41 protein-coding genes and 3 pseudogenes are annotated in these 26286 nt (G+C 44.9%); all 44 read right to left on the bottom strand.

Annotation, left to right across the window (positions count from 1 at the left end; genetic code table 11):
* Positions 1 to 17: 17 nt before the first annotated feature.
* The 44 genes and pseudogenes from DFQ01_RS25300 to DFQ01_RS25095 all read right to left on the bottom strand — a co-directional run bounded on the left by DFQ01_RS25300 (position 18) and on the right by DFQ01_RS25095 (position 26170).
* Entirely contained in the window at positions 18 to 605 is a 588-nt protein-coding gene (locus tag DFQ01_RS25300; RefSeq protein WP_110046737.1) for a hypothetical protein, read from the bottom strand.
* Positions 606 to 708: 103 nt separating this feature from the next.
* Positions 709 to 1062, bottom strand: a complete 354-nt coding sequence (locus DFQ01_RS25295) for a DJ-1/PfpI family protein (protein ID WP_110046736.1) — start codon at positions 1060 to 1062, stop codon at positions 709 to 711.
* Between the two features lie 170 nt (positions 1063 to 1232).
* Entirely contained in the window at positions 1233 to 1763 is a 531-nt protein-coding gene (locus tag DFQ01_RS25290) for an NUDIX hydrolase (protein WP_110046735.1), read from the bottom strand.
* A gap of 2 nt (positions 1764 to 1765) precedes the next feature.
* Complete coding sequence (locus DFQ01_RS25285) at positions 1766 to 2305, bottom strand: histidine phosphatase family protein (RefSeq protein ID WP_174812618.1); 540 nt, start codon at positions 2303 to 2305, stop codon at positions 1766 to 1768.
* A gap of 139 nt (positions 2306 to 2444) precedes the next feature.
* The gene (locus DFQ01_RS25280; protein ID WP_110046733.1) at positions 2445 to 2957 is read right to left on the bottom strand and encodes a DinB family protein; all 513 of its coding nucleotides are present in this window, start codon (positions 2955 to 2957) and stop codon (positions 2445 to 2447) included.
* Between the two features lie 197 nt (positions 2958 to 3154).
* Positions 3155 to 3613 carry an SRPBCC family protein gene (locus DFQ01_RS25275; RefSeq protein ID WP_425452440.1) on the bottom strand — a complete coding sequence of 153 codons (459 nt, stop codon included), beginning with the start codon at positions 3611 to 3613 and terminating at the stop codon, positions 3155 to 3157.
* Positions 3614 to 3636: 23 nt separating this feature from the next.
* Positions 3637 to 4074, bottom strand: coding sequence for a VOC family protein (locus DFQ01_RS25270; protein ID WP_110046731.1), 438 nt, complete (start codon positions 4072 to 4074; stop codon positions 3637 to 3639).
* A 47-nt stretch (positions 4075 to 4121) separates the two neighbouring features.
* Positions 4122 to 4280, bottom strand: coding sequence for a hypothetical protein (locus tag DFQ01_RS31255; RefSeq protein WP_174812617.1), 159 nt, complete (start codon positions 4278 to 4280; stop codon positions 4122 to 4124).
* A 22-nt stretch (positions 4281 to 4302) separates the two neighbouring features.
* Entirely contained in the window at positions 4303 to 4908 is a 606-nt protein-coding gene (locus DFQ01_RS25265; protein WP_110046730.1) for a hypothetical protein, read from the bottom strand.
* A gap of 35 nt (positions 4909 to 4943) precedes the next feature.
* Entirely contained in the window at positions 4944 to 5375 is a 432-nt protein-coding gene (locus tag DFQ01_RS25260) for a GNAT family N-acetyltransferase (RefSeq protein WP_110046729.1), read from the bottom strand.
* 28 nt (positions 5376 to 5403) lie between these two features.
* Positions 5404 to 5931, bottom strand: coding sequence for a nucleoside/nucleotide kinase family protein (locus DFQ01_RS25255; protein ID WP_425452439.1), 528 nt, complete (start codon positions 5929 to 5931; stop codon positions 5404 to 5406).
* Positions 5932 to 5970: 39 nt separating this feature from the next.
* Positions 5971 to 6393, bottom strand: coding sequence for a GNAT family N-acetyltransferase (locus tag DFQ01_RS25250; RefSeq protein ID WP_110046728.1), 423 nt, complete (start codon positions 6391 to 6393; stop codon positions 5971 to 5973).
* Positions 6394 to 6408: 15 nt separating this feature from the next.
* A complete protein-coding gene (locus tag DFQ01_RS25245; RefSeq protein WP_110046727.1) occupies positions 6409 to 6870 on the bottom strand; it encodes a hypothetical protein in 462 nt (153 codons plus the stop codon).
* 167 nt (positions 6871 to 7037) lie between these two features.
* The gene (locus DFQ01_RS25240; RefSeq protein WP_110046726.1) at positions 7038 to 7523 is read right to left on the bottom strand and encodes a GyrI-like domain-containing protein; all 486 of its coding nucleotides are present in this window, start codon (positions 7521 to 7523) and stop codon (positions 7038 to 7040) included.
* Between the two features lie 232 nt (positions 7524 to 7755).
* A complete protein-coding gene (locus tag DFQ01_RS25235; protein WP_110046725.1) occupies positions 7756 to 8307 on the bottom strand; it encodes a GNAT family N-acetyltransferase in 552 nt (183 codons plus the stop codon).
* A 13-nt stretch (positions 8308 to 8320) separates the two neighbouring features.
* Positions 8321 to 8968 (bottom strand): hypothetical protein, encoded by a 648-nt coding sequence (locus DFQ01_RS25230; protein ID WP_110046724.1) that lies wholly within the window; start codon positions 8966 to 8968, stop codon positions 8321 to 8323.
* 54 nt (positions 8969 to 9022) lie between these two features.
* Positions 9023 to 9463 carry a GNAT family N-acetyltransferase gene (locus DFQ01_RS25225; RefSeq protein WP_110046723.1) on the bottom strand — a complete coding sequence of 147 codons (441 nt, stop codon included), beginning with the start codon at positions 9461 to 9463 and terminating at the stop codon, positions 9023 to 9025.
* Between the two features lie 14 nt (positions 9464 to 9477).
* Complete coding sequence (locus DFQ01_RS25220; RefSeq protein WP_110046722.1) at positions 9478 to 10071, bottom strand: GNAT family N-acetyltransferase; 594 nt, start codon at positions 10069 to 10071, stop codon at positions 9478 to 9480.
* Between the two features lie 15 nt (positions 10072 to 10086).
* Positions 10087 to 10554 (bottom strand): GNAT family N-acetyltransferase, encoded by a 468-nt coding sequence (locus DFQ01_RS25215; RefSeq protein WP_110046721.1) that lies wholly within the window; start codon positions 10552 to 10554, stop codon positions 10087 to 10089.
* 124 nt (positions 10555 to 10678) lie between these two features.
* Positions 10679 to 11106 (bottom strand): annotated as a pseudogene (locus DFQ01_RS25210) (NUDIX hydrolase).
* Positions 11107 to 11121: 15 nt separating this feature from the next.
* Entirely contained in the window at positions 11122 to 11697 is a 576-nt protein-coding gene (locus DFQ01_RS25205) for a GNAT family N-acetyltransferase (protein ID WP_110046720.1), read from the bottom strand.
* Positions 11698 to 11710: 13 nt separating this feature from the next.
* Positions 11711 to 12427, bottom strand: a complete 717-nt coding sequence (locus DFQ01_RS25200) for an HAD family hydrolase (RefSeq protein ID WP_110046719.1) — start codon at positions 12425 to 12427, stop codon at positions 11711 to 11713.
* Positions 12428 to 12510: 83 nt separating this feature from the next.
* On the bottom strand, positions 12511 to 12666 hold the full coding sequence (locus DFQ01_RS31250) for a hypothetical protein (protein WP_174812616.1): 156 nt from the start codon (positions 12664 to 12666) through the stop codon (positions 12511 to 12513).
* Positions 12667 to 12671: 5 nt separating this feature from the next.
* Positions 12672 to 13277 carry a nucleoside/nucleotide kinase family protein gene (locus DFQ01_RS25195; protein WP_110046718.1) on the bottom strand — a complete coding sequence of 202 codons (606 nt, stop codon included), beginning with the start codon at positions 13275 to 13277 and terminating at the stop codon, positions 12672 to 12674.
* A 125-nt stretch (positions 13278 to 13402) separates the two neighbouring features.
* Positions 13403 to 13588 (bottom strand): annotated as a pseudogene (locus tag DFQ01_RS31785) (GNAT family N-acetyltransferase); the annotation flags it as partial.
* A gap of 39 nt (positions 13589 to 13627) precedes the next feature.
* A complete protein-coding gene (locus tag DFQ01_RS25185) occupies positions 13628 to 14170 on the bottom strand; it encodes a hypothetical protein (protein ID WP_110046717.1) in 543 nt (180 codons plus the stop codon).
* A gap of 47 nt (positions 14171 to 14217) precedes the next feature.
* Positions 14218 to 14550 carry a DUF3024 domain-containing protein gene (locus DFQ01_RS32300; RefSeq protein ID WP_484297972.1) on the bottom strand — a complete coding sequence of 111 codons (333 nt, stop codon included), beginning with the start codon at positions 14548 to 14550 and terminating at the stop codon, positions 14218 to 14220.
* A gap of 33 nt (positions 14551 to 14583) precedes the next feature.
* On the bottom strand, positions 14584 to 15315 hold the full coding sequence (locus DFQ01_RS25175) for a metallophosphoesterase family protein (protein ID WP_110046715.1): 732 nt from the start codon (positions 15313 to 15315) through the stop codon (positions 14584 to 14586).
* Positions 15316 to 15364: 49 nt separating this feature from the next.
* Entirely contained in the window at positions 15365 to 15901 is a 537-nt protein-coding gene (locus DFQ01_RS25170; protein ID WP_110046714.1) for a hypothetical protein, read from the bottom strand.
* Positions 15902 to 15994: 93 nt separating this feature from the next.
* On the bottom strand, positions 15995 to 16429 hold the full coding sequence (locus DFQ01_RS25165; RefSeq protein WP_342770011.1) for a GNAT family N-acetyltransferase: 435 nt from the start codon (positions 16427 to 16429) through the stop codon (positions 15995 to 15997).
* A 39-nt stretch (positions 16430 to 16468) separates the two neighbouring features.
* Positions 16469 to 17134: a ribose-5-phosphate isomerase RpiA gene (gene rpiA / locus DFQ01_RS25160; protein ID WP_110046712.1), complete on the bottom strand. Its 666-nt coding sequence runs from the start codon at positions 17132 to 17134 to the stop codon at positions 16469 to 16471.
* A gap of 35 nt (positions 17135 to 17169) precedes the next feature.
* Positions 17170 to 17952 carry a DUF4184 family protein gene (locus tag DFQ01_RS25155; protein WP_174812615.1) on the bottom strand — a complete coding sequence of 261 codons (783 nt, stop codon included), beginning with the start codon at positions 17950 to 17952 and terminating at the stop codon, positions 17170 to 17172.
* 89 nt (positions 17953 to 18041) lie between these two features.
* Complete coding sequence (gene lspA, locus DFQ01_RS25150) at positions 18042 to 18512, bottom strand: signal peptidase II (protein ID WP_110046710.1); 471 nt, start codon at positions 18510 to 18512, stop codon at positions 18042 to 18044.
* Positions 18513 to 18551: 39 nt separating this feature from the next.
* Positions 18552 to 19082 (bottom strand): histidine phosphatase family protein, encoded by a 531-nt coding sequence (locus DFQ01_RS25145; protein WP_110046709.1) that lies wholly within the window; start codon positions 19080 to 19082, stop codon positions 18552 to 18554.
* 37 nt (positions 19083 to 19119) lie between these two features.
* Positions 19120 to 19968 (bottom strand): phosphotransferase, encoded by an 849-nt coding sequence (locus DFQ01_RS25140; RefSeq protein WP_110046708.1) that lies wholly within the window; start codon positions 19966 to 19968, stop codon positions 19120 to 19122.
* A gap of 179 nt (positions 19969 to 20147) precedes the next feature.
* The gene (locus DFQ01_RS25135) at positions 20148 to 20651 is read right to left on the bottom strand and encodes a DUF5071 domain-containing protein (protein WP_110046707.1); all 504 of its coding nucleotides are present in this window, start codon (positions 20649 to 20651) and stop codon (positions 20148 to 20150) included.
* Positions 20652 to 20894: 243 nt separating this feature from the next.
* On the bottom strand, positions 20895 to 21185 hold the full coding sequence (locus DFQ01_RS31775) for a GyrI-like domain-containing protein (protein WP_281272042.1): 291 nt from the start codon (positions 21183 to 21185) through the stop codon (positions 20895 to 20897).
* Positions 21186 to 21203: 18 nt separating this feature from the next.
* Positions 21204 to 21344: a hypothetical protein gene (locus tag DFQ01_RS31770; RefSeq protein WP_245946879.1), complete on the bottom strand. Its 141-nt coding sequence runs from the start codon at positions 21342 to 21344 to the stop codon at positions 21204 to 21206.
* A 291-nt stretch (positions 21345 to 21635) separates the two neighbouring features.
* Positions 21636 to 22034, bottom strand: a pseudogene (locus DFQ01_RS31765) (transposase); the annotation flags it as partial.
* Positions 22035 to 22222: 188 nt separating this feature from the next.
* Positions 22223 to 22810: a YdcF family protein gene (locus DFQ01_RS25120; RefSeq protein WP_110046706.1), complete on the bottom strand. Its 588-nt coding sequence runs from the start codon at positions 22808 to 22810 to the stop codon at positions 22223 to 22225.
* A 311-nt stretch (positions 22811 to 23121) separates the two neighbouring features.
* Positions 23122 to 23589: a GNAT family N-acetyltransferase gene (locus tag DFQ01_RS25115; RefSeq protein WP_110046705.1), complete on the bottom strand. Its 468-nt coding sequence runs from the start codon at positions 23587 to 23589 to the stop codon at positions 23122 to 23124.
* Positions 23579 to 24403 (bottom strand): VanW family protein, encoded by an 825-nt coding sequence (locus DFQ01_RS25110; RefSeq protein ID WP_110046704.1) that lies wholly within the window; start codon positions 24401 to 24403, stop codon positions 23579 to 23581. The genes DFQ01_RS25115 and DFQ01_RS25110 overlap by 11 nt, the downstream gene beginning before the upstream one ends.
* A 235-nt stretch (positions 24404 to 24638) precedes the next feature.
* Entirely contained in the window at positions 24639 to 25106 is a 468-nt protein-coding gene (locus DFQ01_RS25100; RefSeq protein WP_110046702.1) for an NUDIX hydrolase, read from the bottom strand.
* A 653-nt stretch (positions 25107 to 25759) separates the two neighbouring features.
* Positions 25760 to 26170, bottom strand: a complete 411-nt coding sequence (locus DFQ01_RS25095) for an SRPBCC family protein (protein ID WP_110046701.1) — start codon at positions 26168 to 26170, stop codon at positions 25760 to 25762.
* Positions 26171 to 26286: the final 116 nt, after the last annotated feature.

The raw sequence follows: 26286 nt of genomic DNA, 5'->3' as shown, positions 1-26286 counted from the left end.
TCACATTTGTCCAGCGATCAAACGCTCGGCTTCCAATGGGTTAATCCTTCGACTCCATGCTCTGCCTGCCAGGACAAGAACTGGTCGATATTCCGTACATCCCAGTCGATTACGGCTTCATAAATTTGAATCGAGGGAGCTTGAAGACCTGGTGTTTGCTGGATGTGCTGCTTAATGTCCAGAATCGCATGCCTCTTATCGTCCGTCAGCGCCGCTTTCAGCGGTTCGACCAAATCGCGGGCACATGGACCTGGGTGATCGTGCGCCATAAGCCACATATCGAGCTTCCACTCGATGCCGTCTTCGTGGCGGTACTTCATTTGATAGTAGATGCCCTGATCTTCCGTATCGAGCAGATTTACGTACTTCGCTGATGTCACATTCGGATGCTCCACACATTGCGCTAGCACTTGGAATCCAACTGAAGCCTTAGGTAAATCGCAGTAGATCTCCATATCAATATCGGGACTAATCATCAATTCATAGGCGGTTGCACCTACAACAATCGGCTCTCCGACCTCCCGCCATCGCTCGAGCAGCTGCAGCTCGCGTAAAATCTGATGAGCTGTTTCTTTCGTTCTATCTGCCTGTTCGACAATTGTCATGCTGTTAACAGCCCCTTTATTCCTCTCTTACCATTTTCTTGGGGAAAGCAAACGTTCGCATGGAACAAAAAAGTCTGCAACCTCCATTGCAGACCAACCATGTTCAGTTTACTTCAATAATACGTTGTGCCTCGTATGGGTAGTCGATTTGTTTCTTGAAGGCTGCTGCCGCTTCTGGGTGGATGAATAGCTCCGCGAGATAGTTCGCAAGGTCGATGGATGTGGAGACGCCGCCGGCTGTGATTAGGTTGCCGTCCTTGACGATCCGAGTCTTGATGGCCTCGTCGCAGTACGGCCCCAGCAGCTCATAAGCATATGGGTGGGCTGTTGCTTTGTTACCTTGGAGAAATCCTGCTGCGCCAAGCAGCAGCGCTCCTGTACATACGGATATCAGAACCTTCACGTGCGCCGCCTGCCTGAGCCAATCGACGAACTCTTGATTGAAAAGAAAAAACATCAAGCGGGCACTTGATGTTTAATTGTTTTATATATAATAATCAGCAAACAGCATATTTGTAAAGACATTCCACATCAAGTTTGTGACGAATTAATCGAATCTTTAATTATTAGTATCATTTGAAGGCAGATGTTAAGATACCTGCCAGAGCCGGTGGGCTGCATACAAGCTCACCCCTTGTTCTTACGAATCTCATGCGCAAGCCTGTACAGCTGTGCGATATCATGCCGATGACAGCTCTCGAGTCGCGCAACTGCTTCATCAATATCGATCACTTCTACTGCTATGACCTGCTCGCCGTCTTCGGGATTCAAAGGTTGCCCGACCAACTGGACTTCACCATACCCGACTAATCTTACGAAATGAGGATGCGGAATATAGGGCCTATACGGCTTCGAAGCACTTGATTCGCAATTGAAGTATCCGAAGCGTTGGAACGAGACCAGCTCAGCTCCGAGCTCCTCCATCATCTCACGTCTTAGCCCGTCTAAGTAATGCTCTCCCAGCTCTAACGTACCGCCCGGCAGCTCCCAGCCCCCATCCGCAATCTGGAATATAACATACTGATCGCCCACACAAGGGATGATGCTCACATTGCTCACACGCGTTTCATCCGCATTCATGCCAAGTTCGAACCTAGCTGTAACAGGCCCCCACACAATCGCATTAGCGAGTGCCGGATATTGGTTCAAGTCAATCATCTTTAAGCTCTCTCCATGACATAAGGATGTACGCTGCCTAATTCGACTTCCTCATAGCCGTAATCCAGCAGGCTTGTAATGACCATCCCATGACAGACGACGATAACCTTCGAGTAATCGAGGTACTTTGCTAGCGCAGCCCTTGTTCGATCTACGACACTTTGTTTCGTCTCCCAGATCTTTGGTTCCCCTTCAGGGTGCCGCCCTTCATGTGCGAAGAACTCCTTGGTTAAGGCAGTAATCTCTGCATGTGTATTCAGCTCGAAGTTATCGGGAATCCATTCGTGAAGATCATACTCAACGAGGATAGGCAGCACTAATTGTCGATTGATGATAGCAGCTGTATGTAGAGACCGCGTGAATGGAGAGGACAGAACTAGTTCACTTTCTCGAATAAAAGGATGCGCATCAACGATTTGTTCTGCCTGCTGCAGACCGTTCGCAGTCAATGGTACATAATCTCTCATTGCACCTCGCAAATTTCTCGCATTCTTGAATGCCCAATCCGGCTCTGCGTGCCTGACCAAATAAAAGGTTGTCATGATTGTACTTGTCCCTCCTTGAAGTATGTTATCCCTTATTGAGATGACAAAGCCACCCTCACAGGGATGCGAGGCTGGCCCAAAGGCGACTATGACTTTGAAAGCTCGAAGGTGAATCCCAATGTTCTGGATACCTATTCTACATGTTTGTAGGTTCATCCTCCGTGGAGAACGCAGCTTTTGTTTTATTGAACAAATCTTTGCCGATAAAATTAGCACTGACAGGTTCGATTCCTAATTCTCTTGCCCATATGGATAGCTGACCTACGTGATGCACCTCATGGACGATCAGATGCTTCAATATCTCCGCTTTGCTGAACGTTTGCGTCATCCATGGTGCTGTTATGTATTCATACTCGAGGTTCTCCATCTGCAATGCAAGTAGGTCATTGCGAATTTCAGCTCTCAGCTGATTGGATAATGCAGCAAGTGACTGTATGTCTCCGTATGCTGCTGAATCAAACTCCATATCCGGCTTACCTGCTATAACACAGACCCAGCTGTACTCCACATCGATGATATGGAACAACGTTTTCACTATGGAGCCTAAGCCTGCTTGTCGATCTTTGGTGAGCTCCTCCACGGGTAATGCCTCAAAAGCTTGAAAATACGCATCTCGAACTTCCCAGTTATAGAGGATTAAACTTCGCATAGGACCCCCCTCTTCATTAGCGCTTTGATAACCAGCCTCTGCCACGAAGTATCCTCTCTATCGGGAAGCTTTTTTCTTACGAGGCTTACCGATCCGGTAAATCACATACCCCAACAACACTAGAATTACCGTTGAAATCACTTGTATAACCGCCGTTGACCATACAAAATGCATGCCATTCTCCCCTTTTCGAGTAACTATTGTCGTTGAACCATCTCTTCCGCGAGCTTCTTCAGCTCGAGATTGCGATGCTCAAGAAATCGTCTCATGTACCACTTCAGCACCAGCCGTTCTGCAAGGAATCCAAGCGGGCCGAGCGGCGCTTCGAATTCCAGTACATCGGTCATTACCGTCTTGCCGTCCCGCTCTTGAAAATCATGCGTATGCCGCAGTCGTTTGAATGCGCCTTTCTGCATTTCATCAACGAATAAAGTTGGCTCCTCATACGCTGTAATTTTGGAAGTTAATCGCTGCCTAACCCCCAGATGTGTTGCTTCAAACGTAACCGTCTCGCCCTCTCCAATCGGTCCAGACGTGACGCCGTGAATCGCTCGCTCTCTTGTATGCTTCCACACCGTTCTCGTATGAATCTCGATATCCCGCGCCAGGTCAAAACATAGCTGTATCGGAGCGTCGATCTCAATCTGTGTCGTCACTTTAATCAAAACTGTCCACCTCGTTAGCCATTCATTGCGATCATTGCGCCGCGCTCATCAAATTCAGACTTCGGGTTAAAGGCAACCTCCCAGTAGTTGTTCTCTGGGTCTAGGAAACCGCCTGTCCTGCCGCCCCAGAATGCGTTATTTGGTTCGTGAACGATGACTGCGCCTGCTTGGCGAGCCAACTCAATCACCTTGTCCACTTGTTCGGCGTAATCAGTGTTTATGCTTAAGGTTACACCTCTGAAATACTGCGGCCCCGCTGGCTTCGGCAGATCGATACCTTTCATCATCTCCTCGATCGGCCAGATCGACAGCATGCCGCCAGCTGTTAAGAAGACGCAATATTCATCATTGCTCCACTCGGTTTCTGTCCATCCTAATCTCAGATAAAATGAACGCAGTTCAGGCAAGTTCCAAGCACCAATCGTTACGAGACTTACTCGTTGTGGAATCATAGGTTAGCCTCCTTCATCTGTAAGGCATACATTCAGGGTTGTTTGCCCTATTTCTCAACAATCACGAGCGACAAGGATGCATTCGATTGACTGCCACTCATCGGATTCTGACTTACGACCTTCCAGCCATCAGCTAGAAGCTGATTAAGCTCACTCACGTTATTTTTCTTCTCCGTTAGAAAATAGACGACGATTGCTTTCTGCATTTGAAGCCTCCATCAAGAGCGTTCAGCTCAGATATGATATTTTACACATAAGTATAAATACCTCAGGGAAGGAAGTGATAACACTCGATTCTTCCTCCTGCTGTTCTCCCTCTGGAATGACCTGATTATCATAACCTGCACCAATCATGATAGATGCTATTGTTTCTTGTTCAGTTGAGAGTAAGATCTCATTCACAGGATGCATCATGCGCGATTGTGCCGCATCCGATTTAACTCTCCCTTTCGCAGAAGCAACGCTGTTCCCTTCTCGGAACGCCACCGTCCATAGCTGCTCATCATTAGACTCATCCATCGTGGAGAAATACAGCTTATGCCCTGCACTCGGATCACCAACTTCAGATTCGAAGCTCATTAGCTTCTCTTGCATCTTTCCGTTGACGTAATGCTCGATCCAAAATTCTATTTGTGTCTGCTCTTGCATATTGGATAGGTCATATATAATTGCATTAACTGCTCCAGCCGCCTTCATCGTCGCATACTCGTTGTCTTCAAAAACGATAAACGTCATCGCAACAGCATCATTCTTATTTTGTTCCTTAACCGATTGCTCATTAACAACTTTAGCAGTTTCCGTTGATCTAGAATCACATCCAGCGAGCAGCAGCAAACAACTTAGCAGGATAACGTATCTCCTAACACTTGCTATTTGATCTCCCCCTCATGAATAACGCCGAACATTCCCGTCATTCCATCATGGCGATTAAAGCCGTATCGATTATAAAATGGCTCTTTGCCTTGCGAGGCAAACAAGCCGATAAAAGCTTTCTCTGGCGCATGGTGCTTCAGATAATCGGTAATGACATCCATGATCTGTCTTCCAATCCCTTGATTCTGATGCGCTGGCACAACAGCAATGTCCTGGATATAGAAATAGATCATTCCGTCCCCTACCACGCGGCCCATCCCAATAGTCTCGTCACCATGTTGAATAACAACGCCGAATAAGGACTGCTTCAACGACTGTTCAACTACGTCAAGGTTCAAATAATCGGCCCAGCCAACCGCTTCAAATATGCTCTTATATTCTGCGAAGGTCGGTAATCTCAGCGAGGTCGTATATTGTGGTTGGTTCATAGGTTCTCCTTTAGATGCATCGTTGTTATTATTGTTCCAGCCCTGCTATCTCCTGCTCGATTATCCGAACGATCTCATCAACAGGCAAGGTCCCGTTAATAACGACATCTGAATGAGGCTTGATCGTAGTCAGCATACTCTCATAACCAAGTCTTCCTCTTGTCAGATAGAACTGCATTTCATTCATGATCTCTTCCGTATTCATGTTTCCGAAATCTCGTAATATCCGGCGCGCCATGGCAATGTCCAATGGGGTATCGATAAAAATCGTTAGATCGATCGTCTTCAGATTATTATGTAAATTGGCAAATGGATAATCCAACAGGACATACTCGACTTCACCGGAATGTATGAGCTTCGTAATATCAGCTAGAATGGGATCAATGTTCCATTCGTTATGGTTCGCTCCTCGTTCTACCCAGTCGAGGATATCATCAGGCCCTGCAAGATCATACTCATCAAAATACAGTGCTATCGCATTCGGCAGTCTTTCACCCAAACGCGAGGTCACCGTCGTTTTCCCTCCGCCAGAGACAGCGGCGATAGCAATTGTCATAGGTGTCCGAATGTCGATTGTATTCAGCCTCCTTCTCAATCACAATGATTTCTTATAATAAGTCGCAGACTCCTTATATCCAATTGACTCATAGAAATGCGCAGCTCTGCGAGTCGCCAACGCAACCAGCTTCGATCCTCGCTTGTGCGCTCTCGCTTCAACTTCGTTCATGAGTTGATTACCGATATTTTGGCGCCGAAATTCTTCTTGTACGAAGATCTCCTCAACCCAACTCACCATGCCATTCGCGTAGAAGGTCTGGTGATGGAAAGCGAGCACATAGCCAACAACTGTAGAGTCGGACTCGGCAATAACAAGATCAACATGGGGAGCTGTCACAAGAGAGGAATAAGCTTTCGCAAAAGCGTCCCGCTCCAACACGTAGCTTGTCGCTAACTGAGAAGCCAATTTGAAGAGTTCATTGCAATCACCCGTTGACGCCGTTCGAAGTATGATCGTCATTACCCGCCCCCCTATCTACTCTTCAATTCTAGAACCGGATATGACGAAGTGTTTGCTTTCTTCTTCGCTGCCCATGAATTCAATGAATCTCCACAGCTCTTTCTCCGGGTTATCCTGCGGTATGTACGCTTGCAGCATCCATTTGTTGTCTAGCTTCATATAAAATCCACCGTATTCATCGGCATCCACTGCAACGATGCGCAGCGGCAGCGGCACACCATCAACTAAATAATCAAATCTGGACTGTCCATTCATATCCAGCCTATCAGCCTCTTCCATCCAAACATTGCCCTCATAGGTTAGTACCCATGGGCATTGTAGATGGATCGCATATTTGTACACGGTTTTCCTACCGAGTATTCCTTTTGTTGTCGTTGGCTCACCAATGGAGAGCCACACCATGTCTCCTGCTCTACCAATCTTGTATATGGTTGAACCGACGATATGTGTCATGATGAATAAGATTTTATCTCTCATGTCAATGATCCTTTCGGCACCAACAGAATCAATCAAACTTCGTTATTGGTATTGTATCCCATCTAATTATGGTTGGCACTATTTTCTTGCAGCGCAAAAAAGCACCACCTGAGACCTTTCACGGTCCGAGGCGGTGCGTTGAACATTCTTCTATTCGGGTTACTTCATTACTTCTTCACGATTGGAAAATAAATATCCGTTATCGAGTCCGCCGCATGCGGGCCTTTATTCCGTTCATCATAAACCTCGATATTATAAGAACTTGCCAGCTGGTAGTCGCTGTTATTGAGCCATGTGGAGTACAAATAATGATGAACAGGACCAGCGTTGTCGGCTGCGCCTTCGAACGAGAATACAACATATTCACTTGGTTGTACTTCCCGATAAACCATGCCATCCGGCAGCTCTTCTGCTGCCGCTACTTCAACCCCAATGAAAAACTCGAACTTGTCTGTTTCAGGATTATAATTCTCAGGGTCGGTTGACAGGCCGAACACTTCTCGCGTATTGATCTCGTTGTTGATCTCGGATCGTCTCGTATTAAACTGTTCCGACAGTTGAATGGTAAGACCCGATTCCACATCTCCCAGCGTCACATTGGCCGCAAGCCCTGCTAGCAGCATACCCTTTCGTTCAACAATCCGACTTTCCACACCTAACGCCTCCGCCTCATAGTCATAGAATTGTTATGCCTACTCTATCGATCTTTCTTGAGGTCAAACCTGTGTGCGACAATGAATGAGATACTCAGGGAAAATTCTAACAATTTATTTCATATTTTTCAATTAAATCCTTTGCATTCATTCAAATCAACTTTCATATATTTCCCCTCAAACGTTGTCTGTCTTCACATGCAAGTTGCCGAATTTTGTACCCATCGTTTCGTTAGCCCCCTGTTGTATACTCCTTATGTAAAATAGAGAACATGACCGCGTCTACGTACTGACCTTTCTCAAAGTAATAGTCCCGTAATAGGCCCTCTTCTCGTAATCCAGACTTCACAAGCAGCTTTCTTGAGCTAATATTATCCGGATCAATGAGTGCCTCAATCCGATTTAACTTCAATTCCTCGAACCCATAAGCAATAACCGCCGCGAGCGCCTCCGACATCAGCCCTTGCCGCCAGTACTCAGGAGCTAGTTCATAACCAATCTCTGATTTATTATGCTCCTTCGACCAGCTGTGGAAGCCACAAGTCCCGATGATCCGATCCTCACCCATGAGCGTAATACCCCATCTGATCCCTTCCGAGCGCCTGAATCGGTCATTCCACTGTTCAATTAACTCTTCCGCTTGCCTCTGCTCCGTGAAGCTTGCCAGATCATAATATTGCGTCACTTCATCTTGGGCAAAATAGTGAAACACATCCCCCGCGTCCTCATTGCGCAGCTGGCGGAGTACTAATCGATTCGTTGCTAGCTTGGGAAAATCGTTCACGTTCGTCTCTCCTCTACCTCTTATCACTAACGGGTAACCATTCCTTCAACAGCTCTTGAATCTCCTGCGCCGTCTGCTGGATAAACCGCTCCACCCGATCTGTTGTAAAATAAATCGGCGTAATATGCGGCTCGTTCCTCGTATCCCGCAGCCATTCCACCTTCTCATTCCGATACTGACTCACTTCTTGTTGGGTCACGAACGGGTCTATCGTGTACCCATCTGTCTGGCGCAGCAGCTCCGTCCAACACTCCATACCTCTCGTCGACCGAATGAGATCGAATTCCACCTGACTGACTTCCTCATTATAGATCCCCCGCATCTCGCTTGGTCCGCCTGTATATGCCTGCTCGAAATCGGTATATAACGTTTCGGTCCACCTGAGATCGGTATAGATATGTGAGAAATAACCCAGAACAAAATCTTTCCATTCCGGCTCTTCATATAGCGGCCAATAGGATAGGAACTTGTCCCAGATCATTTCCTTCGTTGGCATGATTCCTTGATGAACAAGGTGCGTGAAGCCTTTCTGTTCGCGAGTGACATGGCTTCCTCTAGCATGGATGGAGTCTGGAGCGATGCTGCCAATTAGAAGCTGTCGGGTTGGTGAACCCTTATAGATGCAATCGGATATTGCAAAATGCACCATCGGCCAAGGCAAAGATATCTCCCTCTTTCTAGCGTTATAGTCCATCGTGGTCGTGTCTGCTAACTGTTATTTAAACCGGTAGGTTGCTATCATTTCGCCCCATGGTGCGATTCCCGCCTCAATAAACCCGACCCTTGCATACAGATTCTGAGCAGACTCATTGTTTGGCTTATAGCCAACATGAATAACATCTGTCCGATCTCCTTTTCCCGCAATGTCATCTATAATGAGCTGCATGCCCTGCGTACCGTATCCTTGACCTTGATACTGCTCGTCGATCATAAACCGATATATCCAATAATTAGAATCATCGCTGTCCAGCCCATACATCGCGAAGCCAACTATAATATCGTCCGAATAGGTAGCCTTCGTTACAAATCCAGGAATAAACTGTGCCTCTGCGATCGAGTAAAGATTAGAGGCAATGTTCCCCTGCTGTTCATCCGACACTTTCAATTGGATACACGCTTCCCAGTTATGCTTATCGACATCTTTTATACGAATCAATGAGTTAGTTCCCCCTAGGTTTCTTCTTTATAGCCATGCTGATCGAGCCCAGCAGCGATTAATTTTTCCGAACGCCACTCGCTGGACTTCAGTCCATAGATCACACGATTAAGATAACGTCCATTGATAAACTCGTAATCTCTTAACTCACCTTCACACTGGAAGCCAAGACGTTCAGCGATCGCACGACTTCTCGTATTGCTCGAAGCTGCTCCGATTTCGATTTTGTTCAGATGAAGTTCACTGAAAGCGTAGTTTATGAGTGCTCGAATCGATCTTGTAATGATGCCTCTTCCCTCAAACTCCTGCCCCAACCAATAGCCAATCTCCGTCTTACGATCATCTTGATTGATATATAAGTAACCAATAGAGCCTACTAATTGATTGTTATCCCAAATTCCAAGCCAATAGCCGTCATCCTTCGCAAAACGTAGACGTGTCCGCTCAATGAAAGCTCTTGAATCATCCGCATGGAGTGTCATGCTAGGAAACTTCAACCACTCTCCGATGTACGCTCTGTTACGGTCTATTAATCTGTACAACGCTTCCGCATCTCTCGTTTCCAATAGAGAAAGGTGTAGTGATTCATCAATTTGATACTTGAACATATTGGCTGCCCCTACCTAGTCCACTGCGAGTTTGATTTCGAATTCGATCTCGTGCTTAATCGGAATACCTTCTGCATTGTACAAAGGAATCGTGGGCTTATGCAGCCTAGCCTCATCCACTGCATTCAAATGGATGGCCTTCATATCGAAGCCTCTCTTCTGATAAAAACGGATGGCTTTGATATTATCGTTCGTGGTGATGAGCCACAATCTGCTGAGGTGCTCGGTAATCGCTTTATTTTTCACCAATTCTATTAATTCCGTTCCGATACCTACATTCTCGCTGTAGCTGTTCAATGCCACGATCTCACACTCATTGTTGCAGATGTCATACAGAATCAAGCCTTGCACGTGCTCATCCTTTCGAGCCAGATACCCCGACAATTGCCGTACTTTATGTACCCGCCCCCTCGAAACAATGGTATCTCCTCTAATTGCTGCAATTTCCTCCGAGCATCCGCTCGTTATAGCCTCGTAACGCATCCGCCGATCTCCTCCTGCACTTCACATTCCTAAAATTGGTATGCCAAAACACCCAACCTAGATTGCTGTATCTTAAGTTGGGCCGTGGCCATATTGCATTAATTCAATGGTTGATCCTGGGCGATCAGATCGAGTGTTTATCCTCATGGAACTCCACCAGAAACGGCTGCAGCTCCGGCTTCAAGCAGTATTCAATCCGTTCCCGGAAGGTCATCCATGTTACCATTTCCAGCGCTTCTTCAATTGGAAAATATCCCGATTCCAGGCTCTCCGAAGTTGGCATCGGCTCACCACCAATCGGCTTGGCGAGAAATAGCATATTACAGATCGATCGCCCGACATTTTGGAACACACCGCAATACTTGACGATCTCAATATCTACGCCGATTCTTCCTTCGTCTCTCGGATCGCCGCCTGGATGAGCGACTCTCCTTCCTCTACGAGTCCACCCGGCATCTCCCAGCCTCGCATAGGTCCGCGAATGAGCAAAATCTCATTGTATTCATTAAGCACGATGGCAGCTGCGGATACGTAATGTTGTGGATGACTCATAGCGATTCGCTCCTTTTAGTTAATATCGGTTAGAAAACCTTCAAGACGATTCTTCAAGTCATTGTGCCAATCCGAATCAATAACGCTATAGATGATATAATCCCGATTGTTATATTTTTTACGAAAAATACCTTCTCGGACAGCGCCCAATCTCTCGATCGCTCGCTGCGAGCGCAAATTATCTGGTGTTGTGATGATCTCCACTCGATTGACTGCCAACGTCTCGAAAGCATGCCGCAGCATCAAATACTTCGCTTCTGTATTCACCCTCGTTCGCCAAACCTCTGGAGCATACCAAGTCGATCTAATATTCAAATTGTTGTTCTCCTCCGAAATGCGCAGAAACCGTGTGGAGCCAACAACCTTGCCCAACTGCTTATCGAATACTGCGAAAGGAAATTGCTCCTTACGTTCGCGGGCTTCAATTGCTTTGGCAATAAAGGCTTGCATGTCCTCTTCACTGCGAATAGCCGTGGGATACAGCTCCCAAATTTGAGGATCACGGGCTGCTTGGAACAGAGGGCTCAAATGCTCCGTCTGCAATGGGAGTAATTCAATTCGCTTGCCTTCCAACTTGTCAAAAGTAAACATGTATTCCCTTCCTTCAAGCTGGAGTGGTTGAATCCGTATCACGTTCTGCCAACTGCTGCATTTGCTCAATTGCAGCTATAAGTTTGCTTGGGCTGTCGATCTTCATGAAATCGCTCTTGATCGATGAATGAAACCAGACCGCATGGACAACATGAAGTCCTGCTGCCGCAGCTCCCGGTAATTCATCAGATCCCCCATCACCAACGAATATACACTCATCAGGCCCTACACTTAGTCGGTTACATGCCAAGGTATAAATGTCCTTATCTGGCTTACACATCCCGACCTGATAGGAGAAAATAACATCATCAAAGTATTCGCCAAGCGCAGAATCCCGCCAGCCTCTTACTTCTTCTTCCGTACAATTGCTAATGAGGCCGATTCTGAACGAATTGTTCTTTAAATCTCTCAGCATCTCTAACACTTCCGAATGGATCTGCTTGAATGGCATTTGCTTCTCCTGGACTCTGTCTTGATAAAGTGAGTCGATATTCTTCTCATCCACCAACAAGCTCCGTGAAGTAACCATTGCTTGAATGACTTCAGGGAATGTAGCGAATTCACCACGCATCCGCGCGTCATGATGCTTATGCCATTCAAGCTTGAAATCCGCATGGGATAAGCCTAACAGCCGCATGTAATCATATTGACGATTAGAGATTCTCTTGCCGTCCGCGAATTCAGTGATCAACGTTTCGAACAAATCGAAGAAGATCGCTCGTATGCTCATATTGGCTCCTTATCAGCTGAACTCATCCCATAATACAGGATATTATTGGAAGTTATATTTTTAATTAACCGCTATGCTATATTCTAAATCTCATCCCATTCGTGGATCAGACTGACTTCTCGTTCCGGTCTCCACTGATTAATCCCCTTCGCATCCAGCCACCTTGCAGACATCTGCCATAGCTCTAATACACTTGACGCTTCTTCCGCTGATGCTTGTCTAATCGTAAGCTGTTCCACTGTTATCACCTGCTTTGCTTGATGTATGAGACCAATTCTTCAACCAGCTCATCTGCCGGTTTTAATCCATCCAATAGCACGTCCGCACGCGCATTGACCATCTGTTGCAGGTGTCTCATAACCTTTCCTTCGTACTGATTGTAACCCTCTACGTACTGAAGGACTTTGGCTAAGCGCACTTCTTCGGAATCGTTGATGTAATCGTAGGTCAGGTTGCGGATGATCCTCCGACTTAACGAGATTTCAAGCGGGATATCGATACTCACACTCCCATCAATAAGTTCGGACATGCCTTCCCGCAATCGGCCAAATGGCTCCTCGACCACAATCGTTTGCGCGGGGTGTATCGTTCTGCCCCAAGGGTCAACAATCGTGGAACCGTTAATTAATTCGCGCAAATCTCTAATGAAGCTGTCATTCTTAATTTCACTAGGATCGACGAATTCCCCGGCTTGCAGCCTTTCGAACAATTGGTCTGGGTAATGAAGCGTAGACTGATAAGCATCAAAATAAAAGCTCACAGCATCCTCGAGCATTTCCACCGTCTTCTCCATTAAACTGCTCTTGCCCGCTCCAGATGGCCCGCTAATGCTAAATACGATTGGTTTCATTTTGTTTACCCCCGATATATTTACCCAATTGTTTACATAGTAGCTTTTATTCTACTATAATCTACCATTATGTCTATTTAATAATTGGGCTAACTAAAAAAGGCCACTCTCTTAGAGCAGCCTGCTTACAGTTCCATGCGAAGTCGGATCATATCCCGGCATTGGATGCCATCCTCATAGATCTCTTCCTCATAGTTTCGGACGAAATAATCCACATCGACACCAACGATCCTAAACCCGCACCTCTGATATAGCTTCAGCTGATGAATACTTGAATTACCCGTTCCAATCTCGATTGTCTTGTAGTTTTGATCACAATATCCATCCGGCGCTATATCCTTTCGACAAGCCTACAACGATAGCTCCACATCTGGGCCGCAGCCAGAAAGGCAGTCATCCCAGTTTCCTTCCATATACAAGTCATGACTTACCTTGCCCTTATACATAAAGAGAACCAGCGATTGACCTTCCGTAAGAGGTGCTCCTCTAAACGGAAACTTAGCCCAGTTCTGTCCAATCCTTCGATTGATATCCTCTTCGCCTGTGTAGGCTCCGAATGTGTACATCTTGTCCCATTTAAAATCTGTTATAGCCGCAATTTTCACATTCGTCTTCTTCTCATCCGACCCATGCATCTGCCACGACTTCTCGAACTGGCGATCATGATGAGCATGTACAAGGTACCCCATGGCGAGAAGCAGCACCGGAATGAGATTAAGTTTGATGATGGAACCCCAATATTTCCTCACGACAACGAATATAAGTACGCCAATCTGCAAGATGACTAGCGCCCAGAATAACAGCGAATTCAAATCCGACTCAAAATAAAAAAACTTATATAAGAGGCATATAAATATCAATCCGTTAATCGTAATCTTTATCTTTGTTCTCATAAGACCAAGTCCCTTCCCCAAGCTATTGAAGAAGAACTGCTGAAAGCCTATCCCCAGAACATTCCTCTATCGTCCGCATCAACAATTTGAAGCTGCGTCTCAAAGCTTTCGTCCGGTATGATGTCCTCGACAAAATGCCATTTGTTTCTGCTATCTTTCCAATAGACCTTCCATTTGCCATCATCCAGTCGGAACTGCGCAATGTCTAATTCCACCCACTCCTTGCTCCTAAAAGCGGGACGCTCCTCGATTAACGTTACGTTGTTACCTCTAATTTTGTAGCTCATTCTAATCTCGTTCCGAATATGGAACGGAATCTTCTGATCAATATACAAGCTCAATATCTTTTCTAGTCGTTTCTTTGTGAAAGGATCTAACATCATGCACCTCTGTTATTATCGTTTGCTGATCAGCTAACCTTTTTTTCCCCGATACTGCGCCGTTCTTAATTCCAACACATATGCCTCAAGGTCGGGCATGCTCTCATTTGTTGCCTGCTTAATTGCAAGTTCAATATCGTAAGGCACTCTAACCAGTTGAATACCAAACGAAGTAAGCTCCGAGCTGTTTAAGCGACCTTCTAGCACGGCGTAAGAAGCTTGAGGGATTTCCAAGGGGTTGCCTACACTGCCCGTGTTGAACAATGTCTTACCGGAGAAATTTTGCACATATGCATTATGTACGTCACCGTATCCTGCTGCATCCGCTTGGCCTTCTCGCTCAAAATGCTCAGAGCCATCGAATAGAGATATCCTCCGTTCCTCTGATTCCCATGGTTGAATTCGCTCATACTCGCTGCGGGGAGAAGCATGGAACAGTCGGATTAGCCGCCCGCTCATATAGAACTCGATTCCAAATGGCAGTTGACTTAAGTACATCATTCTCTCCGGTCCCAGCTTCGATTGATGCCACTTTACGGCTTCAAACTCACTCGGCTTGGATACAAAATCATCCCAATTGCCTCTAATCACCTTATCGCATGTCCGCTGCACCAAATCTACTACAATATCCGAGCTCGGTCCTTTGCCGATCAGATCGCCAAGGCAATATATATTGCTAATTTGACGCGCATTAATATCCTCTAACACGGCCTGCAAAGCCGGCAAATTCCCGTGGATATCCGAGATAATTGCGATTCTGTCCACCAGCTTACCTCCTGCCGTTTAAATCTTTATTTTGGTCGCAATACACTCATTACTTCATATACCGCCCAAGCTCATTCTCATCCCACACCTGCACTTCAATATATCGCTCCGGTCCTTTATCCCCGTCTTTGTTCCAGTCCTGAGGGAAGCCGTATTTCGCAATAAGCTCCATGATTTCTAACTTCGTGTATACTTGCTTCCTGTACGGTTTATCATCATGGTAACGCATTGTCGGGAACAGATCGCCGTATGTAAAACTTACCGAATCGTCCATGAAGTTGTCCCAAGGAATCTCAATCACATCTGGATTCACATACCATGATTTCAGCCAGTCACAAGGCCCAAGCGTCATATAATGGGGGAATGAATTGCGAGGCTTCCCGCCCTTAGCTATGAATCGCTCGCGCGCCATAGCTTCCAGCTCTCTTCTAACACGCATATAATCTTCTGATCGCCGACTCGCGAAGGTCGTTCCACTCAACCGGATTTGGTTGGACACTTCCTCCGATTCCTCACTCGTGAGCTTGGACAAGTTCCTGAACGGTCCTAACTCTCGATCAAAGTAATGGTATAGTTTGTAGGTCATAAGATTGGTCCTTTGTATCAAAATAGTAGGCTATCCGCTTCTTCCTATCACTTGCTCTACCACGACCTTGAAATCATCCAATTGAATGTTCAACTACAAATTCGACTTTGCCATCCATTGCGGAGGTCGTCTCATAAACCGCTCACTGTCTCGAATAAACCCGTATCTCTCATACAGCCCATGCGCATCCTTCGTACCTAGAAGCCCTGTCAGTCCCTCCAGCACTGCTTCGCTCATGACCGCCTCAACTAGCTTCTTACCGATGCCATTGCCTCGATGCTTCTCATCTACAAAGACATCACATAAATAGAAAAATGTTGCCCAGTCCGTAACAACGCGCGCAAACCCAACCTGCTGCTCGCCGTAGAAGACACCGACACAATACGAGTTCTCAATCGCTCGAATCGTCCGTTCGGGAGGCCTTGTATTCGCCCAATAGCTCTGTGACAAAAAGGCAACGACAGCCTCCACGTCAATCTTCGACTTGTCATCGCTAATAAGATAGTCTTGGTACACGACTTCCATCATCCAGCCTCCTATGGTCGCTTAAGCGTCGAATGGACTTGCTTATCGAACGGTTGTCGTTCCATCCAGATGTCCAACGACAATCGTGCTCGCCATCTGAACGAACAGGCCATGCTCGACGACGCCAGGGATTGTTTTGATCCGCTCACCTAATTCCCCTGGACGCTTGATTTCATCAAAATGACAATCGACGATCCAGTTCCCATTGTCCGTTATGAACGTCGATTCATCAGCCATACGCACGACAGGTCTGCAGCCCAGCTGCTCTAACCGTCTAATCGTAAGCTCTGCTGCGAATGGAACGATCTCGATCGGCAGCGGAAACTTGCCTAACGTCTCCACAAGCTTGGACTCATCCACAATAACCACGAACTCCTTACTGTTCGATGCGATAATTTTCTCCCTGAGCAGTGCGCCTCCGCCGCCCTTGATCAGACTAGACTCACCATCCACCTCATCCGCACCATCAATCGTGATGTCGATTGTTTCCACTGCAGAGAACGGAATAATCGGTATGCCAAGTTGATTGGCGAGTTGTTCCGAGTTCTTCGAGCTGGATACCGCTTGAAGCTGGAGTCCCTCTTCCTTCATCCGCTCTGCGATGCGATGAATCGCCCAATAGGCTGTGGAGCCCGTACCCAGTCCAACCGTCATTCCATCCTGAATCAGTTCAACTGCTTTATCTGCTGCTGCTTTCTTAGCGTTCATTATTCGATACACCTCAGTTCTAAATAGTAAAATCTCTATTTACGAATCTTAATCTCATCCCGACAGATCAAGCTTGCGATTGCGATACCCGCTAGTACACCCGAAATCGGGGCGACGACAAGAATGCCAATTGTATTCGTGCTTGTCGTCAAAGCCAGCTTAGCAGTAACAATTCCTATCGTGATGATAGTCACTATGCACCAAAACTTGATTTTACCCAGCCAATGGATGTTCCTAACTTTGTTTGGATCCGAATAGACAGGCGTCCTGAAGAGCATCCATGCTAGCAGAATGAACTCTGCTGCCATTCCAATAAGAGATAGTAGGTATTGGAGCAGCTTGTACAAAGGTAAAGAGAAGTATTCATGTTGAAGGGAAGAATGCCGAAGTACGAAATAACCTGACTCATGCGTGAATGCATCCACAAACAAGTGACTGTAGAAACCGATGATCACCGATACGATGAAAACAATCCAGCTCCTCAAGCTCCGTAGATCGACCAATCGGATTCGTTGGTAAGCTCTCACATCGAGTTGAGCAATCGATGGAAGGTGAGAGGTAAATGACTTGATCATAAGGTGAGTAAGTATCAATAGGATTACACACAACGGAATCGTTTCAAGAAGGAGCCCTTTAAAGGTATGCCCGATCGTCTGGCGCGGTTCAAGTGCAAGGAAATACTCGAAATCCGGAGACATGCTGCCCAAGATCAGACCAGACACGCTCAAATAACGCGGTTTCACAGCTTTCAACGGAATGGCATACAACGGATGTGCGAAAGTAAATGGCGTATGGATCACTCCTTCACGATCTGCCAAACGAATGTTATCCTACCTATAAAGAAGCCGAGTGCGGCTAACAAACACTCGGCTGAACGATTGGCTCGGATGGGTTATCCCCTTCTCATTCATTCGCTGACTGGTGCGCTTTTTGCAGAAAGCCTTCTCTGTCTCACAGGGCCAATAATTAGGGTATGAATAAGAATGAGCAGCATCCCTAGGCTTATCGCATGATCTGCTAGATTCGATATCCCTCGCCCAAAATCCAAGAAGTCCGTCACCTTACCTAGCACGATCCGGTCGATCGCATTCCCAACAGCACCACCGACGAAGATCGCTGCACCACATTTCAATACCATACTATTCAACGAACCCTTATGGTAAAGGTAAACAGCCCCTATCGTGATCAGAATAGCCGGAATGACAAAATAAGTGCCGTATCCTTCAAAGCTGCTCCCCATTGCACCAGAGTTCTCGAAATACGTCAATCGAAACCCATCCCACACCGGGATCGATTCTCCTAACTCCATACGGCTTCGAATCCACAGCTTAGCACCCTGATCGAGACAAACGATGAGGACTAGTAGGGTATAAAACATAAGTTCACCTCAGCTTTATGAAATTGGAAGATACCTTATTCAGTAATTATATTCCTTGATGGCACAATTCTCGATATGAAATCGATAGAAATCTTCATTGTTTTGATCTGTGAAATACGCATTTATGACCCTGCTGACGCCACCATGTGTGACGACTAACACGTTCTGGTTACTGTATGTCTTTTTGATTTCATCCAGCAGATTATAGACTCTCTGTCCCAACTGCAGGAGTGACTCTCCGCCAGCAAGTCGGAATGGGAAATGCTTTTTTGCCTCTTTAAAATCAACGTTGTCACGATCGACGCCTTCGTAACATCCATAGTTCTGTTCGGTTAATCTATCGTCGATAATGATTTCCTTCTCGATTGAACATGCGATAATTTCAGCTGTTTGCAATGCCCGGCTTAATGGGGAAGATAGGATAACATCGATAGGCCTGTCCTTGATGGATTGCGATAATTCCTTTGCTTGTGTAATTCCCTTGTTCGTTAACGGGCTATCCGTAATCCCGCATACTCGATTCTCGCTATTCCAAACCGTCTGGCCATGCCTAACTACAAATAGTCGCATAGGTTCATCTCCAACAATAGTTGTATTTCTGAATCATTTATCGGCTCGTTCCGATCGCTCTCCGAATTTGTTCAATAAGAATGTTCTTCTCGCTTTCCGAGATCCCATCAGCAGACAGCTTCCTAGCTGCAATTGGTATGAGCCATGGTACGACTTCTTCATAGGTAAGTCCAGATAACCTCGTGTATTCATCCATGAATGTGTTGATGATGTCTTCCTTGATTTGATCGAATGACATCCTCATGATTTCTGGAAAGTCTGACGATAATACCGCATACCGAATCATGACAATAAATTCGGCCAGATCTGCTTCGGGGTTGCCAAGCGTAGCGTTCATCCAGTCGATCAGAACGGCTTTCCCATCATTTTGAACAATAATATTGTTCGGATTCGGGTCGCCATGGCACATACATTGCTTAAGTGGCAGGCTGTCAGTGAGGAGCAGGACGGCCTCCTTCTCTTCGTTGCTCAAATAATTGGCGCTGTCGATACAGCCCTTCATAACCTCTCTCTGATTAGCCAACTCGATGTCGTTAAGCGTAATGTTATGTAGTTGATACATTAGCCGAGCTGTCTGCCGAAAATCATCAAGTTTAACATTTTCGACGCCAGCAGCGTTTACGATTTGATTGATCAATCGCTTCGTAATCGTTTCACCTACGATTCGTTCTGTGACGATTCCCGGTCTTCCGTCTACATCTATAAAATCGAACGGTTGTGGTACAGGCAGACCGTTTTCCCAGGCAATACAGTTGTTGAGATACTCTCCCCTAGCCGAATCATAAAGGGTATTCTCCTTGGCCAGTTTAATCACTTGGTTATTCGGTAGCTCATACACTTCTGAACAGCCGCCTTCTCCCATTTTGGCGCCTAATGTGATGGTCATTGAATTCGATCTCCCTTATATGTTCTGTTACAAATCTATTAACCTCTTTACCCGAAACCTCCAAATAATACATCCAGGTACGATTGGAACTGTTGAACGTTCATACGAATATCCTTCAGGATTGGTTACTAGTATTCCTCTCCATCTCTAACTACCCTTGCATGAGGTTCTTCACGTTCTCATGAGGTAAAATCGGATAATTCCTCACGAAGCTCCTCGATCTCCATCAGGTAGTTTTGCAAAGACGATTTGTGATTGCAGTACTGTGATGCGACTTTATTTTCTTCCAAATGCTTACGAAACTTCTCTGGATAATATATTAACTCCTTCACACCTCGGTTAAATTCATCGCAAGGTACACTAGGATGATCCTTCATAACAGCTTGAACATAGGGAACTAGAGGATTTCCAATGCTGTTTAATACTTGGGCGATCCGTTCAGAGCCAGGCCAATTCATATCTTGCAGCCATTCTAACATCATAGGAATAATGATTTTGATTCTTGGGTAGCCAAATCTTGTAATGACCTCGGCAGCTCCATCCCATAAGTCCTTACCATTTGGTTGAAGCAAGAGATGCATATCTCGATCTTTAATAAAGAGCAGTTGTTCAATCGCACGTTCTCTCATCTCATCGGAATTATTCCATGAAAGCTCCATAATTAACTTGTTAAGATCTTGCAACAGGTTCACCTACTCTTATTTTCAACCTCTGATTCTATACTTCAATGAGTTCCTTGATCAACAAAATACCGAGACAGACAACAGTGATTCGTATGTATTTTCTCAAGCGACGCACCCTTGATATTTCTCTTGTAAAAGATTGGCTATGTTAAATTCTAATGTTGATATTTGACCATAAGAAAACCGCCTTAGTTGAAAAGGCGGTTCATTGAGCTATCGTTCCCCGAAAGCTTAATGATATTGTTAACCAACTGATTTTATTTGTATAAACATATCAAACTCACTTTCATTGTCCTCACCTTTATATCTGTGGTCGTAAACCTCAAAACAAACAACATCGAACTGTTCGTAATTGTTTGTTCCGAGCCAGCTAATGAGTCCTTCAAAAGTTTCATTAATTTTGCCCAGAGGTCCTTTGTGCGTAACCATTGCATACTTGCCTGCTGGAATTTTGTAGGAATACATCCCTTCAGGTACTTCACTATGTATTGAAGTTTCAACCCCTGCTAGATAGCCATGTTCGTTTCTTTTAATTAATCCAATGGTTTCGATTTAATTCAACCTGTTATTAATCTCGTTTATTCTGTTAAACAAAGCTGGCCAGACATCTCCAGGATTAGTTTGTTCCCCAATCTTGCCCATTCCGACAATCATGCGTTCAGAAAATTCAGCCAATGTTGGTGTGTTAATCATCGCCCATTCGTCTCCCTTACAAGTTGAGTTGAGTTGAGTTTAATTTTCAATTCAACATAGACTCAATATCTCCTCCTAATTATTGTAATTAATCTGCCCGTCAGCTTAACAAGGATAAGCAGAAAGCCGAAGTTTGGTATTCGTGTCGGTCACAGAAAACAGGCACGATTTGACTAACATATTTTTCTTATTCGATGCGGTATTCTCATATTCCTTGCTGTCCAAATAACGGAACCATGCCAGATAGTGTTGCAAATAGCTGTTTACGTTTTGGATATGATACACGCCTGCCTTTTCTGAGTACAGAAAGTAAGTCTCATCCATCTCAACAATATCTTGAAATGCTTCGGTTGGAATCTGTTTTAGAGCAGAGAGAATCTTATGTCGCCAGTAAAACAAGGTGACATGCGTGACTTCATCGTTTAACTGCTCTGCACATTTTCTTAGTGAAAAGCCCTCAATCATGCATTCAATAAAACGAACCCAAATATGAGGTCTTCGAGTTCGTTGGAGAGGGGTGTTTGTAAGGCCATTGAACGTTTGACGACAGGACTTACAACGGTAACGTTGACGTTTAACCTCTCCAGTACGTGTTTTTACAGCGTACTTTCCAAATCGCACGACAGAATGATTTTTGCAATGCGGGCAAACAAGTCCATCTTTATGCTTCTGCTCTTGAATTTCATCAATCGCCCGAACTGGAACGTCGACTCCTTTTATTCGGGACTGTAAAAAGTAGATCTAGCATATCAGCAAGCTTTTTCATTTCCTTTAAATCCATGGGTCAATCATCTCCGAACAGTGATGTTACCCTTATTATAGAACGTTTGTTCGCAATTATCAAATATCAACAACAAAGTTTAACAAAGCCAAAAGATTTAGATCTTCCAATCCACAATGCTCTTCGATCTCGTATATTTAATAAGCCGCTCGACCTCATTCATGACACGGGTTCTACCCTTCTCATTCGTCCACCAATTTTCCGGTCTCGTATTGTTATCCAATACACCACATAAGCTATACTCGATCCATTCTGGCATATAGGTTTTCATCGTTAACAAGCATCTTCTCAAATGAAAATAATTGGTGACTAACAGAATTCTTCTAATGGCCTTCAGACCATAAATCTCATCCAGAAGAGACTTTGTAAACAGCGCATTTTCAAACGTATTGTTGGATCGGGTCTCAAGAATAATATCAGATTGCTGCGCCCCCAATCGAAGGGCAGCATCCTGCATGGCCATCGCCTCTGGCGGGTCCGACTGTCCACCGGACATAATGATCTTGCTCGCTCTATTACTGTGCAATAGTTCAACAGCCTTCGGAACTCGATATACGGGAGCCGTGATGCTGCCAAACACAAGGACGACATCGCCGATCAACCCATCGTCATTTAGATTTTCAAAAATGATTCTATTGATCATTGTATGATCCAAGTCTTCGACACTGAGTTCAGATAAGAGCATTTAGTCCTCCTTGAACCGAAATTGTATGGATTTTTCTCAACGCTCAAAAACCGTTATTACATAGGGGTTATTAGGTACTAATGTCCAGCTGCATAACCTAGCCATCCAATTACAGCATATACCGGTATACATAACACCAGAGCAAGTAAACCTTTATTCCTTCTTATAAGCTTAGCTGCTCCTGAGTAGAACAACGGGAATACTAGCCCCCATATAATGAAAAATGGCGTTCCCGCTACATGGCCAGAACAACAGGGTCATCAACTCTCGCCCCCCCTTATGAATCAGCCTCAGATTACCCCTCATCGTAATTACTCTAGCATTAGCTCCATCGGCTCTTTGCAGTGAATGTAATCGTTTCTTTGATAAAACTCAACGCTGTTCTCACTTGGCCAGACCATGATGAATTCATATTCGTTCTCAGCGGCCCATTCCTTGATTTGAGTCAGAAGTGTCGATCCAATGCCTTGCCCTCTGAAGGATGGCAGCGTATAAACATTCGTCATATAAACGAAGGGGTTCGTCTTTTTGCCCGGTCGTGGCACCTTATTAATCAACTCGAGGTAGATATGAGATACGACTATATTTTCATCCTCAGCTACCCAAATAAACCATTGCTGGGAGTTGATTGCTTTCTTTAAGAAGCCCTTAATTTCACTATGATAATCGGCATAAACCTTGTCCGTTATTTCGAGCTTCGAGTTGTATTCCAGTGTGAAGTCCAACCGCATTTGAATTAGTTTTTCGATGTCATCATCTGTCGCGAGTCTAATGTTCATATACTCTCCTCATATCTTCCGCCTCTAAGAAAGGCTGATACATCATAAGCGCATGATTTTTCGTAATCAATTCATCCGCAAGTAATGTCCCGTCTAGATTGTACATTTTTCTATAGATTGCATTGCTCCGCACGTATCCTCCCCAATATTCTTGGGATATTCGATGCTCTTTTTCATACACCTCATACGTATGCAAAGGGGGCCTTGTCGTTCTCCATTCACCATACAGGTACGCGTCATCCATACAAAGGACAAGCTGATACGGCTCATCGGTCGGATTATAGATCTGCAGGTCAAGGTAATTGTAGGAGCAAGTAGCTCCGCTGCCGAACGGCTGCGTACGATTGGCGTCGGGGAATACGTCATAACTATGCCGATGCCTTTCCGTAACAACAAGCGGCGTGTGCAGCGTAATCCAGTAAATAAGATTGGATAATTGGCAGAGCCCGCCACCAACACCCGGCTTGAATCCTCCGTAAAATAGTACCATGCCCTCCACATAACCTTTCCGTTTCGTCGGATTGCCGATTAGCTTCCAGTACGAGAAGGTTTCACCGGGATAAATCGTGATCTTATCCAGTTGCTGGATCGCAATCTTCAAGTTCGTAATCTTATTATATTGCAGCCACATATCTACTTCCTTAAGCTTGCGAAGCAAAGGGGTGTGATGCTTAGAGGTTGTAATCGGAAGCTCTTCCTTCTCGAGTCGAACAGCATACTTGGCATTACCGAATAGCCAGACCAGGCGTCTTTTGAGTTTAAAATAATGAGATCCTGCCATCAGTCTAAGCCGCGACCGCTTGATTGGTTTCATAAGTTCCTCCGATCCTCTCTACTCAATGGCATACTTGTCATGAAACTCTTTAATAAGCTGATCTCTTTTTACTTTGCCGACTAATAGACTCGTCTCATCTTGATATCTGGTAGACATTAGATGCCATGCTAGCTCGACCCTCAGGCTTAACCCTAATGGTGAATATTTGATGATAACCGTTGAGAATATGATTAGCAAAATAGACAGGTAGATAACCTTTCGACGCATAGCTTCATTAATCTCCTTGTAGTAATTGCTTCAACTTTGGCCCTAACTCCGCTAGCTTCGTTCTAATAAAAGGTTCTGTTGTCTCTGGTACGTCATTCAAACTATAAAATTGAGCATCCAACACTTCGATTCCATCCGGCTGAAGCTCACATTCATATTCTAGACAGATGTACGCAATGACTACATTGTAATATTCGTGGCCATTCCGTAGTTTGGTGAATAGCTCTTGTCCAGAAAAAACGCCGAACAACTGTAGATTTCCAAGGCCTAAGTTTATCTCTTCTTTAACTTCTCTCCGGATGCAATCTTCTGTCGATTCCCCTAGCTCCATAAGTCCACCTGGAATTCCCCAAGAGCCATCTCGATACTGTACCAACAAAATTTGTCCTAACTTATTAATGATTGCGACACTTGGTCGAACGAGTATCAATGCTCGATTGCCAACAACTTCTCTAAGCTCTTCAATATATCCCATAATGATTCTCCTTATGTAAATTGAAATAAACAGAAGTAGAAAACCGAATATTAATTACCACAACACCCTTTAATAACCAATATAAACCTACAAGAAACAATACCTTTACAAGAGGTGTACTTTTGATGTAAAAATAAAAAGCCTGCATCTAAGTTGCAGGCTTTAAGCTTGTTAGTGGAAGAAATCAATGCTGCCTCTTTTCCCTTTTTCTATATTTTATTAAGTCAAAGACAACTGTACCTAACAAGAAAGCGATAATAAATGTATTGGCCCTCATAAAATCAAATTCATCGTGCGGCGTGTGTGTTGACATCGTAAGAATAAAACATGCAGCCCCAATGAATAGGTACATAAAATATCTGCTTCTAACCTGAAAATATAGATTAACCATAAAAGAAAATAATAATGATAGAACGAGTCCTAGCGAAGCAGATAACAATTCATAATTATGATTAATAAAGATATCATATTCAGTTGGGGGTAATAGAATGGGTTACAGCATCTCTATAATGGAATGCATATCTATTATTCAGATACATCAGGAACGTTAACATTAGTAGGTAACAAGTATAATTGAATACCTTCACCATTAATAAGTTCACCTCCAGTACTATAAAACTGCACAAGCGTCAGCCTCTTAGCACAACGATGCATTATGTAGTCATTGCTTTTAATTTATTCAACACCTCTTCCCAATACACTTTCATCTCTTCCCGCACTTCCAAGCTGCCTAAGTTCTCCTGATGGAAACTAATTGTAGTCTGGTCTTTACCTTTCGCAATGGTTCTGACCTGTACGGTTGAGGGCTTTGCCCAACTTTCCCGCTTCCAAGTGAGTCGGATATTCTCATGAACATTCACCGTTCTTATCTCGCCGGTTATGCCTTCGCTGCTCTGGTATTGATGACCTTTTTCAAAAATCACGGCCGCATGTCCTAGCCATAGCTCGATCCCTTGAGTCGAAGTAATGAGATCCCAAGCATCCTCTACCGCGATGTTGAAGGTTCTTCTAACACCTACTTGGAATCCGGTAGATTTGGTTTGTCCAACAACTTTGGCCTGCATAGCATTCTTCCTCCTTACACAGCTATATGCTCGATTTCTTGATTCATTTTCCTCTCCGCTCGCTAACTCACTTCTTCTTAAACATAGCGTAAGTAAAATAGATAATCCCACCAATA

Origin of the sequence: Paenibacillus cellulosilyticus (assembly GCF_003182255.1) — a bacterium.
GTDB lineage: Bacteria > Bacillota > Bacilli > Paenibacillales > Paenibacillaceae > Paenibacillus_T > Paenibacillus_T cellulosilyticus.
Note: the sequence above shows the minus strand (reverse complement) of the source record. Positions and strands in the feature narration are given on the sequence as shown.

What these genes read in the sequence shown, in the direction of transcription:
- DFQ01_RS25300 (WP_110046737.1), bottom strand. Translation starts at nt 605, where the DNA reads ATGACAATTGTCGAACAGGCAGATAGAACGAAAGAAACAGCTCATCAG.
- DFQ01_RS25295 (WP_110046736.1), bottom strand. Translation starts at nt 1,062, where the DNA reads ATGTTTTTTCTTTTCAATCAAGAGTTCGTCGATTGGCTCAGGCAGGCG.
- DFQ01_RS25290 (WP_110046735.1), bottom strand. Translation starts at nt 1,763, where the DNA reads ATGATTGACTTGAACCAATATCCGGCACTCGCTAATGCGATTGTGTGG.
- DFQ01_RS25285 (WP_174812618.1), bottom strand. Translation starts at nt 2,305, where the DNA reads ATGACAACCTTTTATTTGGTCAGGCACGCAGAGCCGGATTGGGCATTC.
- DFQ01_RS25280 (WP_110046733.1), bottom strand. Translation starts at nt 2,957, where the DNA reads ATGCGAAGTTTAATCCTCTATAACTGGGAAGTTCGAGATGCGTATTTT.
- DFQ01_RS25270 (WP_110046731.1), bottom strand. Translation starts at nt 4,074, where the DNA reads ATGATTCCACAACGAGTAAGTCTCGTAACGATTGGTGCTTGGAACTTG.
- DFQ01_RS31255 (WP_174812617.1), bottom strand. Translation starts at nt 4,280, where the DNA reads ATGCAGAAAGCAATCGTCGTCTATTTTCTAACGGAGAAGAAAAATAAC.
- DFQ01_RS25260 (WP_110046729.1), bottom strand. Translation starts at nt 5,375, where the DNA reads ATGAACCAACCACAATATACGACCTCGCTGAGATTACCGACCTTCGCA.
- DFQ01_RS25255 (WP_425452439.1), bottom strand. Translation starts at nt 5,931, where the DNA reads ATGACAATTGCTATCGCCGCTGTCTCTGGCGGAGGGAAAACGACGGTG.
- DFQ01_RS25250 (WP_110046728.1), bottom strand. Translation starts at nt 6,393, where the DNA reads ATGACGATCATACTTCGAACGGCGTCAACGGGTGATTGCAATGAACTC.
- DFQ01_RS25245 (WP_110046727.1), bottom strand. Translation starts at nt 6,870, where the DNA reads ATGAGAGATAAAATCTTATTCATCATGACACATATCGTCGGTTCAACC.
- DFQ01_RS25220 (WP_110046722.1), bottom strand. Translation starts at nt 10,071, where the DNA reads ATGTTCAAGTATCAAATTGATGAATCACTACACCTTTCTCTATTGGAA.
- DFQ01_RS25215 (WP_110046721.1), bottom strand. Translation starts at nt 10,554, where the DNA reads ATGCGTTACGAGGCTATAACGAGCGGATGCTCGGAGGAAATTGCAGCA.
- DFQ01_RS25205 (WP_110046720.1), bottom strand. Translation starts at nt 11,697, where the DNA reads ATGTTTACTTTTGACAAGTTGGAAGGCAAGCGAATTGAATTACTCCCA.
- DFQ01_RS25200 (WP_110046719.1), bottom strand. Translation starts at nt 12,427, where the DNA reads ATGAGCATACGAGCGATCTTCTTCGATTTGTTCGAAACGTTGATCACT.
- DFQ01_RS25195 (WP_110046718.1), bottom strand. Translation starts at nt 13,277, where the DNA reads ATGAAACCAATCGTATTTAGCATTAGCGGGCCATCTGGAGCGGGCAAG.
- DFQ01_RS25185 (WP_110046717.1), bottom strand. Translation starts at nt 14,170, where the DNA reads ATGAGAACAAAGATAAAGATTACGATTAACGGATTGATATTTATATGC.
- DFQ01_RS32300 (WP_484297972.1), bottom strand. Translation starts at nt 14,550, where the DNA reads ATGTTAGATCCTTTCACAAAGAAACGACTAGAAAAGATATTGAGCTTG.
- DFQ01_RS25170 (WP_110046714.1), bottom strand. Translation starts at nt 15,901, where the DNA reads ATGACCTACAAACTATACCATTACTTTGATCGAGAGTTAGGACCGTTC.
- DFQ01_RS25165 (WP_342770011.1), bottom strand. Translation starts at nt 16,429, where the DNA reads ATGATGGAAGTCGTGTACCAAGACTATCTTATTAGCGATGACAAGTCG.
- rpiA (WP_110046712.1), bottom strand. Translation starts at nt 17,134, where the DNA reads ATGAACGCTAAGAAAGCAGCAGCAGATAAAGCAGTTGAACTGATTCAG.
- lspA (WP_110046710.1), bottom strand. Translation starts at nt 18,512, where the DNA reads ATGTTTTATACCCTACTAGTCCTCATCGTTTGTCTCGATCAGGGTGCT.
- DFQ01_RS25145 (WP_110046709.1), bottom strand. Translation starts at nt 19,082, where the DNA reads ATGCGACTATTTGTAGTTAGGCATGGCCAGACGGTTTGGAATAGCGAG.
- DFQ01_RS25140 (WP_110046708.1), bottom strand. Translation starts at nt 19,968, where the DNA reads ATGACCATCACATTAGGCGCCAAAATGGGAGAAGGCGGCTGTTCAGAA.
- DFQ01_RS31770 (WP_245946879.1), bottom strand. Translation starts at nt 21,344, where the DNA reads ATGATTAACACACCAACATTGGCTGAATTTTCTGAACGCATGATTGTC.
- DFQ01_RS25120 (WP_110046706.1), bottom strand. Translation starts at nt 22,810, where the DNA reads ATGCTCTTATCTGAACTCAGTGTCGAAGACTTGGATCATACAATGATC.
- DFQ01_RS25115 (WP_110046705.1), bottom strand. Translation starts at nt 23,589, where the DNA reads ATGAACATTAGACTCGCGACAGATGATGACATCGAAAAACTAATTCAA.
- DFQ01_RS25110 (WP_110046704.1), bottom strand. Translation starts at nt 24,403, where the DNA reads ATGAAACCAATCAAGCGGTCGCGGCTTAGACTGATGGCAGGATCTCAT.
- DFQ01_RS25100 (WP_110046702.1), bottom strand. Translation starts at nt 25,106, where the DNA reads ATGGGATATATTGAAGAGCTTAGAGAAGTTGTTGGCAATCGAGCATTG.
- DFQ01_RS25095 (WP_110046701.1), bottom strand. Translation starts at nt 26,170, where the DNA reads ATGCAGGCCAAAGTTGTTGGACAAACCAAATCTACCGGATTCCAAGTA.